Here is an 8,229-nt window from a genome sequence, read left to right as displayed (position 1 = left end):
TGTGGGTGGAGCCCGAGGGCGTCAACCCTGATTCCGATCTGTACCGGGCGCACCCGGAGTGGATCCACCGGTCGCCGGGGCGGGAGCCGGTGACGATCCGGAACCAGTACGTGCTCGACCTGGGGCGTCCGGAGGTGGAGGCGTGGGCGCTTCGGACCTTGCGCCGCCTGGTGGGGCTGGGCGTCGACCACCTGAAGTGGGACATGAACCGGGCGATCACCGACGGCGTCCGGGCGGGGGATTCGCACGGGCGCGAGGCGGTGCTGCAGCACACGCGGGCGTACCTGCGCATCCTCGACGCGCTGCGACGGGAGTTCCCCGCGCTGACCGTGGAGGCCTGCGCCGGTGGCGGCGCCCGGATCGCCGCGCCGGTGCTGGCGCGCAGCGACGTGGTGTGGCCGAGCGACGAGACGGGTCCGCGGGATCGGCTGGTGATCCAGCACGGGTTCCTGTCGGTGTACCCGGCGGCGGCGATGAGCTCGTGGGTGACCGACGCGGTGGGTCACCGTTACCCCAAGCCCGCCTCGCTGGTGTTCCGGTTCTGCGTGGCGATGAGCGGGGTGCTCGGCGTCGGGGCCGACCTGCGGGGGTGGTCGCCCACCGACGACGACACCGCGCGGGCGATGATCGCGCTCTACCGGGAGGTGCGCGGGGTGGTGCTGGGCGGCGAGGTGCACCGGCATGGGGACCCCGCCGAGCACGGTTACGCCGTCGAGTACGACGGGGCGCCCGGCCACGACCGCGCGGTCGTGTTCGTGTTCGGGCGGCCCGGCCGGGGCGAGCCGGTGGCGCTGCGGCTGCGCGGGGCAGACCCGTCGACGCACCCGCGCGTCGCGGCGACGGGGTGTTCGGCGGGCTGGGCGGACGAGGGTGCTGCGCGTGGAACTGCCTGCCGAGACGGGGGCGGGGGTCGTCGTCCTGGGTCGCTGAGGGGCTGATCAGTGCGCCAGGGCGAGGGCCTGCTGGGCGGCGGCGACCGCCTCGGCGCGGTAGTGGCCGCCGAACAGCACGGCGTGCACGAGCAGCGGGTGCACCTGGTGGAGGCCGATGAGTTCGCGCCAACCGTCGGGCAGGTGCGCGGTCGCCGCCGCGTAGGCGGCCAGGATGCGCTCGAGGTGCGGGGCGCCGAAGAGGTTGAGCATCGCGAGGTCGGTGATGCGGTGCCCGCCGTGGGCGGCCGGGTCGATGAGGGCGACGCCGGTGGGGGTCCAGAGGACGTTGCCGTTCCACAGGTCGCCGTGGAGGCGGGCCGGGGGAGCAGGGTCGTCGAAGGTGCCCGCCTCGAGGGCGGAGCAGAGGCGTTCGAGGGTGGACACCCCGGCGCGGTCGATCCCCGAGGCGGCCAGGTAGGGTTCGAGGCGCCAGCGGGCGTAGAAGGTGCCCCAGGTGGGTTCGGTGCGCAGCGGGAGGGGAGCGTTGCCGATGTAGCCGTCCCCGCTCCAGCCGGCGGGAGGGGCGCCGAACGCGTCCGCGCTCGCGTCGTGCAGGGCGCCGAGCGCGGTGCCGAACGCGTCGGCGTCGGCGGGGGCGGGCGCGGTGGTCTTGAGGCGTTCGACTTCGATGAAGTCCCCTCCCACGGCGACGACGCGCGCCACGCGGACCGCGTTGGCCGCAGCCAGCCAGGTGAGGCCTGCGGCCTCGACGGCGAAGAAGCCGTGCGGCGCCGACCGGCGTTGCTTGCGATGCACCTCCATGGGCCCATCTTGGCCCCGGACAACGAAAAACGCGGACCCCGATCGGGATCCGCGGTGGTGGCCAGGACCGGGGTCGAACCGGTGACCTTCCACTTTTCAGGCGGACGCTCGTACCAACTGAGCTACCTGGCCAAGGTTGCCGGTGCGCTGACCGAGCAGCGACCCCGACGGGACTCGAACCCGCGACCTCCGCCGTGACAGGGCGGCGCGCTAACCAACTGCGCTACGGGGCCTCGGAAGGCCTGCTGCCTTCGAAAAGACAGCTTGGAAAGCATAGCCCAGACCGCGCGCCGTCGCGAAATCGGGCCCTGACGCTGGGGGGCGCGGCCCGCATCAGGAGGGGGAGCCGAACGCCACGAGACCCCCTGTTCCCAGGGGGTCTCGATGTCCAAGGGGGGTCGCACTTGAGTTGAGTACTGGGTGATGGTTCGGATTGTTCGAATCGCCCGGCTGAGCGCGCCCTATCGGTCCTCCACCCACCTGAGGAGAACGAGTCGGACCTCACGCCTCGCCTCATCCAACTTCATCACTCGTGGGGGAACGGCCGGACGCTGAGGGACCGCATGCCTCGCGGCGTCGCCGCTGACTCGGGGATCGTTCACGCCCGCCTCGAACGCTTTCCAGGTCGCGTCGTCCCAATTGGAGCGCCGCGTGAACTCCTCCACGCTTCCTGCGCTCTGGAGTAACAGTTCGCGGACCTTCCACAGGCGCACCCAATCGAGTTCCCCGCTCGTGAACAACTCGACTGCCTTGTGAAAGTCCGGATCCCGTCTGAGTTCCCCGTCAAGACGGGCAACCAAGTCGTCCGGAGGGGCAGGTGTCCCGCCAGACACGGACCCGACGACGTGGGTGGTGACTTCCACCCGGCCCTCAAAGCGGTGGTACATGCCCGGTTCGCCAACTCGCTGCACCTTGATGATCGCCAGAGGGTCGGAGTCGTTTGAGGGAAGGTGTCCAACGAGGTTCAGGACAGGGAGTAGCTCGTCGGCCCAAGCAAAGACCTCATGCGGTTCCGTGAACGCCTCGGTTGCGGGCCCGCTGAGGTAGTTGTCCGCGTCTTGGTCCCTTGCGATCAGGACATCACTATGTGCCATGTGCCGCTCCAGCGCAGCCATTTGGGTGGGAGTTGCCTCGATGTACACACGCCAGCCAGTCACAGGGCCATCCTTCCAGTGGGCCCTCCCAACTTGGGCAGACAAGTCGGGCATCCTCTGGTCAGGTGCCGAGAGACACGGCGGACCATGTCCGATGAGCCTTGCCACGCGCATACGGAACGCCGGGCACAGTGGCCTTGCGCGTGGGTGTGGGGGTCGGGGTGTCGGTGGGTGGGAGCTTGAACGGGTCACGCTTGGTCATGGTCGGAGTCCTCTGGGGTGGGTGACGCGATTCGCGTCCGGCGCCGACGTGAAGGTCGTTCAGCAGATGCTCGGGCACAAGTAGGCGACCACGAGGCTCGACCTCTACGGCCACCTGTTCGGCGATCGGCTCGATCTCGTGGCCGACGCGATGGACGCCGCGCGCACCGCTGCGCTGGCGAGTGAGTACCCCGTGTGTAATCCGCCCGGGTTGACCCTCGTCGCGGACGGAGCCTAGGAACGACGAAACCCCCTGCTGACAGGGGGTGTCGTGCTTGGCATCCCCAACCGGATTCGAACCGGCGCTGCCGCCTTGAAAGGGCGGAGTCCTAGGCCGCTAGACGATGGGGACTCGGAGGTTCAGTCTAGGGCACGCCTGATTCGCGGCCCAACTCAACTCCGGCGTGCGTTCGTAGATGGGGACGTGAGCCGTGGGGTGCGTCACCCACCTCCGGCCGGGCGGTGTCACTCCGGCTCGGGGCGGGCCGCGTCGATCTTGGCCTTCGCCCCGTCGAGCCACGCCTGGCACTGGGTCGCCAGCTTCTCGCCGCGCTCCCACAAGGCCATTGATTCGCTCAGCGGCACATGGCCGGATTCCAGCTGGCGCACGACTTCTACGAGCTGCTCGCGCGCAGCCTCGTAGGTGAGCCCATCCTCGGGTGCCTGATCGGTCACGATTCCTCCTCGTGCTCGTGCGCTTCGACATCGATCACGGCGGCCGCGATGTCACCGTCGATGAGCCGGGCGATGATCGTATCGTCGGGCTCCACCTCGGCGATCGAGGCCACCGTGCGGCCGTCGTCGGTGGTCACGATCGCATAGCCGCGCTGCAGGGTGGCACGCGGCGACAACACGCGGACCCGCTGCAGGGCGGCCGTCAGCCAGTCCTGCTCCCGCTCCAGGGCCCGGCGGACACCCCGTGCAAGGCGCTCGCGCGTGTCTGCCAGACGCTCGGACTGAAGCACGATCGCCCCACTGGGGTCGGCGAGGACGGGGCGTGATCGGAGATTGTCGAGCCGCTCCTGCTCGCTGCGGATCCGCCGGGTGATCGCCTCGCGCAGGCGCGCCCGGCCGACCTCGACGATCCGGGCCTCCTCCGCGGCGTCGGGGACGACCAGCTTGGCGGCGTCCGTGGGTGTGGAGGCGCGGACGTCGGCCACGAGATCGAGAATGGGGGTGTCGGGTTCGTGGCCGATCGCGCTGACGACCGGCGTCGTGCAGGCGTGCACGGCCCGCACGAGGGTCTCGTCCGAGAAGGGCAGCAGATCTTCGAGCGAACCGCCGCCGCGCGCGATGACGATCACGTCGACCTCGCCCGAGCGGTCGAGCGCGCGCACGGCGTCCGTCACCTGCTCGACGGCCTGCAGGCCCTGCACCAGCGCGTGCTTGACCACGATGTGCGCCGCGGGCCAGCGACGCAGCACGTTCTGGACGACGTCGCGCTCGGCAGCAGAGTCCTTGCCGGTGACGAGGCCGATCGCCCGGGGGAGGAACGGAAGGCGCTTCTTGAGGGCCGGGTCGAACAGCCCTTCGGCCTGGAGGGCGCGCTTGCGCTGCTCGAGGTGGGCGAGGAGGCGGCCCTCACCGGAGGGCCGCAGGTCGCGGCACTCGAAGGTCAGCGAGCCGCTGCCGGGGAACACCGTCGCCCGCACCAAGGCGGCGACGAGCGAGCCCTCGGGGACCGGACCGGCGGCGTCCAGAACCGCCGTGGAGATGCTGACCTGGACCGAGACGTCGGCCAACTTGTCGCGCAACGTGAGGAAGTGGACGGAGTAGCCCGCGCGGCGCTTTATCTGGATGACCTGGCCCTCGACCCACACCGCGCCCGTGCGCTCGACCCAGCTCTTGAGGGCGCCGACGACGGTCCGCAGGGGTTGCGGGTGCTCGGCGGAGCTCTCGAGGGCCATGCGGTTCAGCCTAAACGCTGGCCCGGACAGAAAGAGAGCCCGCCTCCGGTTCGTTTCCGGACGGCGGGCTCGGTCGAGTGGCGGCTGTGATTCAGCGGCGGGCAAGCGACATCGCGGCCTCATGCCCCTTGGCCAGGATGATGTCGTACTGGGTCACGGCGATTCCTTCTGCGGTCGTCCGGCGATGGGTCCCGGCCGGTCGGGGGTCGATCGGCGATCGACGTGAAAATCATAGCTCGAAACGGTCTGACGCCACGAATCTTGTGGCGATTGATGGCAACCACGGGCAACCTTGTCGCCTCCGTGGGTGACATCTGCGGCCGGTAGACTCGCCGCCATGACCAAGAGCGTTGTCGTCGCCGCCCCCCGCGGGTACTGCGCCGGGGTGGATCGTGCGGTGATCACCGTCGAGCGGGCCCTGGATCTCTACGGGGCGCCGGTGTACGTGCGTAAGCAGATCGTGCACAACCGGCACGTCGTCGAAGACCTGGAGGCGCGGGGCGCCATCTTCGTCGAGGAGATCGCCGAGGTGCCTGAGGGGGCCACCGTGGTGTTCTCGGCGCACGGAGTGAGCCCCGAGGTGCGCGACCAGGCGTCGTCGCGGCAACTGAAGACGATCGACGCCACCTGCCCGCTCGTCACGAAGGTGCACCACGAGGCGAAGCGGTTCGCCGGGCAGGGCAACCAGATCCTCCTCATCGGCCACTCGGGCCACGAGGAGGTCGAGGGCACGATGGGCGAGGTGCCCGCGCACACGATCCTCGTGGAGCACCCCGACGACGTCGCCGGCGTGGAGGTCGACGACCCGAGCAAGGTCGCGTGGCTCTCGCAGACCACGCTGAGCGTCGACGAGACGTGGGAGACGGTCAAGCGGCTGCGCGAGAAGTTCCCGCAGCTCATCGATCCGCCGTCCGACGACATCTGCTACGCCACCCAGAACCGGCAGTCGGCCGTCAAGCAGATCGCCGCGGACGCCGACCTCGTCATCGTCGTCGGCTCGCGCAACTCGTCCAACTCGGTGCGCCTCGTCGAGGTCGCGCTGGAGGCCGGCGCGAAGGCGGCCCATCGCGTCGACAACGCCGGCGAGGTCGATCCGGCGTGGCTGGAGGGCGTCGAGAAGGTGGGCGTGACATCGGGGGCGTCCGTGCCCGACGAGCTGGTGCAGGGGGTGCTCGCGTTCCTCGAGGAGCAGGGCTACCCGGCCGCGGTCGAGGAGCGCCTCACCGAGGAGAACCTCGTCTTCGCGCTGCCGCCCGAGTTGCGGCGCGACCTCAAGAGGGCCTGAGCCCCGAGCCGGTCACGCGTGGGCCGCGCGATAGGCGTCCACGATCTCGGGGCGCAGCCGCCCGCGGTCGCTCACCTTGAGACCTTCGCCGAGCGCCCAGGCGCGGATGTCGGCGGTGGTCGGTTCGCGTGCCGGGAGGGGTGCGGTCGGTAGCTCGTCGAGCCGTCCGGACGCCGCCGCTTCGGCCTCGATCTCGGTGAGGCTCGCCGCGAGGAACCGGTAGGCCCACTGCTGGGCGAGCGCGCGGGTGTCGACGAAGATGATCGGCACGGCCGGGAAGCGGGCCTGACACTCGGCCAGAGCGTCGGCGACGACCGCGGGGCGTACCTGTGTGAGTTCGAAAACCTTGGCGTAGCGCTCCTCGACGACCACGGCCGCCCGGGGAAGCGCTGCCAGGTCGGCCAGCACGTAGCGCATCTTGCCCGTCGTGAGGGTGCTCACGAGGTCGGCGAGCGACTTGCGCTCGACGCTGGCGACGAGGCGTCCGTCGTGGTGGACGCCGTAGTCACCCGCGGCCAGGGGCTGCTTGGTGGTCGTGATCGGGAGATCGGTGAACTTCCATGCGTAGCGCTCGTGGCTGTCGATCGCGATGGCGAGCGTGGGGCGTCCTTGAGCGCGGGCGCCGGGCGGCGTGCCGTGGGGGCGCGCCTGCTTCGCGGTGCGGGCCGTCTGCCAGAAGATCGCCTCGCGCCCGCGGACGTAGGTGAGAACGAACTGCGAGCGGTTCTCGCGGCCGCGGTCGAGGACGAGGTCGATCGCCGCGCCCCGCTTCGTCGCGGCCCGCGTGGGGACGCGCTCGACGATCTCGGGGTCGTCCGGCCAGGCATCGGAGCGATGGCAGTAGACCTTGGCCGTCCGCGGCCACGTCTCGCGGGCCTTCAGCACGATGCCGCGGCCCACCGGGATGCGCAGCAGGTAGGGCAGCGTCGAGTCCGGCTCGGGGTTGCGCGCCACGAGGAAGTCGTCCGGCATGGGATGAGGGTATCTCGGCGAGGTGAGTTGGGCTCAGGAGAAGATTCGGGCTGGTCTCCCGGCCCGAATCTTCTCGTGAGCGCGCTCACCGGGGTTGGCTCAGAGGCCGAGCTCCTTCGCGAGCTGCTTGGCCTCCTTGTTCGGCTGGCGCGAACCCCACCAGTCGCCGGCCCGGAACTTCGCGTCGCCGAGTGCGCGCAGCGCCTCCACCAGGTGCGGGCCCCACTGGGCGCGATCCGCGTCGGCCAGCGGCCGCACACGCTCCACCCATCCGGACGCCGCCGCCAGCGCCTGGCGCCGGTCGTTGGCTGCGCGGGCGGTGTGGTACCCGGCCTCCGCATCCGCCACGAGGGTCGCTGCCGCCGAAACCGGCGTGGGCTCTGCAAGGGGTTCGGGTTCCGGTTCCGGTTCCACAATGGGTTCCGGTTCGGGTTCCGGTTCCACGATGGGCGGTTCGGGTTCCGGTTCGGGTTCCACGATGGGTTCGGGCTCCGACTCCGGTTCGGGTTCGGGTTCCGTGATGGGCTCCGGTTCGGGCTCCACGATGGGCTCCGGTTCCACGATGGGCTCCGGTTCCACGACGGGCTCCGATTCGGGTTCCGGCTCTGGCTCGGGTTCCGGTTCGGGCTCCACGATGGGCTCCGGTTCCACGACGGGCTCCGATTCCACGACGGGCTCCGAGTCGGGTTCCGGCTCTGGCTCGGGTTCCGGTTCGGGTTCCACGATGGGTTCGGGTTCCGGCTCCGGCTCGGGCTCCGCGACGGGTTCCTGCTCGGGCTCGGGTTCCACGATGGGTTCGGGCTCCGGCTCGGGCACCGCCACGGGCTCGGGTTCTGCGGAGATCCATGCGGGCTCGGGTTCGGGCTCCACGGTGGGTTCGACGGCCCGGGTGGCGCCGGCGAGGGCGTCGGCGTCCGAGAGGTTCTCCCAGTAGGGCGTCGGCAGGGGGGATCGGCTCCAGCGTCCTCGGGCGCGGTCGCGGGCGACATCCTCACCGGGGGTGGCTCCCCACAGGT

General features: G+C 70.5%; 7 protein-coding genes, 3 tRNA genes and 1 pseudogene. 2 read left to right on the top strand and 9 right to left on the bottom strand.

Translation table 11 applies throughout. From position 1 onward, the window contains the following. The coding region (locus Q1K57_RS02055) for a glycoside hydrolase family 36 protein (RefSeq protein WP_300078459.1) at positions 1–938 on the top strand (938 nt) is incomplete at its 5' end. Here Q1K57_RS02055 and Q1K57_RS02050 read toward each other — a convergent pair. The 7 genes from Q1K57_RS02050 to xseA all read right to left on the bottom strand — a co-directional run bounded on the left by Q1K57_RS02050 (position 939) and on the right by xseA (position 4,956). Then, a complete protein-coding gene (locus Q1K57_RS02050) occupies positions 939–1,787 on the bottom strand; it encodes a fructosamine kinase family protein (protein ID WP_300078457.1) in 849 nt (282 codons plus the stop codon). Continuing rightward, positions 1,750–1,826 (bottom strand) — tRNA-Phe (locus Q1K57_RS02045). Before Q1K57_RS02045 ends, Q1K57_RS02050 begins: the two co-directional genes overlap by 38 nt. 27 nt (positions 1,827–1,853) lie before the next feature. Further along, positions 1,854–1,927: transfer RNA gene (locus tag Q1K57_RS02040), tRNA-Asp, on the bottom strand. Positions 1,928–2,155: 228 nt separating this feature from the next. Further along, positions 2,156–2,851: a hypothetical protein gene (locus Q1K57_RS02035; RefSeq protein WP_300078454.1), complete on the bottom strand. Its 696-nt coding sequence runs from the start codon at positions 2,849–2,851 to the stop codon at positions 2,156–2,158. Positions 2,852–3,325: 474 nt separating this feature from the next. Further along, a tRNA-Glu gene (locus Q1K57_RS02030) sits at positions 3,326–3,401 on the bottom strand. A gap of 113 nt (positions 3,402–3,514) precedes the next feature. Next, positions 3,515–3,724, bottom strand: a complete 210-nt coding sequence (locus Q1K57_RS02025; protein WP_300078452.1) for an exodeoxyribonuclease VII small subunit — start codon at positions 3,722–3,724, stop codon at positions 3,515–3,517. Next, positions 3,721–4,956, bottom strand: a complete 1,236-nt coding sequence (gene xseA / locus Q1K57_RS02020) for an exodeoxyribonuclease VII large subunit (RefSeq protein ID WP_300078450.1) — start codon at positions 4,954–4,956, stop codon at positions 3,721–3,723. Before xseA ends, Q1K57_RS02025 begins: the two co-directional genes overlap by 4 nt. Positions 4,957–5,293: 337 nt before the next feature. Here xseA and Q1K57_RS02015 point away from each other — a divergent pair, with 337 nt between their 5' ends. Continuing rightward, positions 5,294–6,241 (top strand): 4-hydroxy-3-methylbut-2-enyl diphosphate reductase, encoded by a 948-nt coding sequence (locus tag Q1K57_RS02015; protein ID WP_300078447.1) that lies wholly within the window; start codon positions 5,294–5,296, stop codon positions 6,239–6,241. A gap of 12 nt (positions 6,242–6,253) precedes the next feature. Here Q1K57_RS02015 and Q1K57_RS02010 read toward each other — a convergent pair whose 3' ends face one another. Together Q1K57_RS02010 and Q1K57_RS02005 are read right to left on the bottom strand one after the other, a co-directional pair. Next, complete coding sequence (locus tag Q1K57_RS02010) at positions 6,254–7,213, bottom strand: histone-like nucleoid-structuring protein Lsr2 (RefSeq protein ID WP_300078445.1); 960 nt, start codon at positions 7,211–7,213, stop codon at positions 6,254–6,256. A gap of 99 nt (positions 7,214–7,312) precedes the next feature. After that, positions 7,313–8,229 (bottom strand): annotated as a pseudogene (locus Q1K57_RS02005) (hypothetical protein); the annotation flags it as partial.

Origin of the sequence: Propioniciclava sp., assembly GCF_029977985.1 — a bacterium.
Lineage (GTDB): Bacteria > Actinomycetota > Actinomycetes > Propionibacteriales > Propionibacteriaceae > Propioniciclava.
Note: the sequence above shows the minus strand (reverse complement) of the source record. Positions and strands in the feature narration are given on the sequence as shown.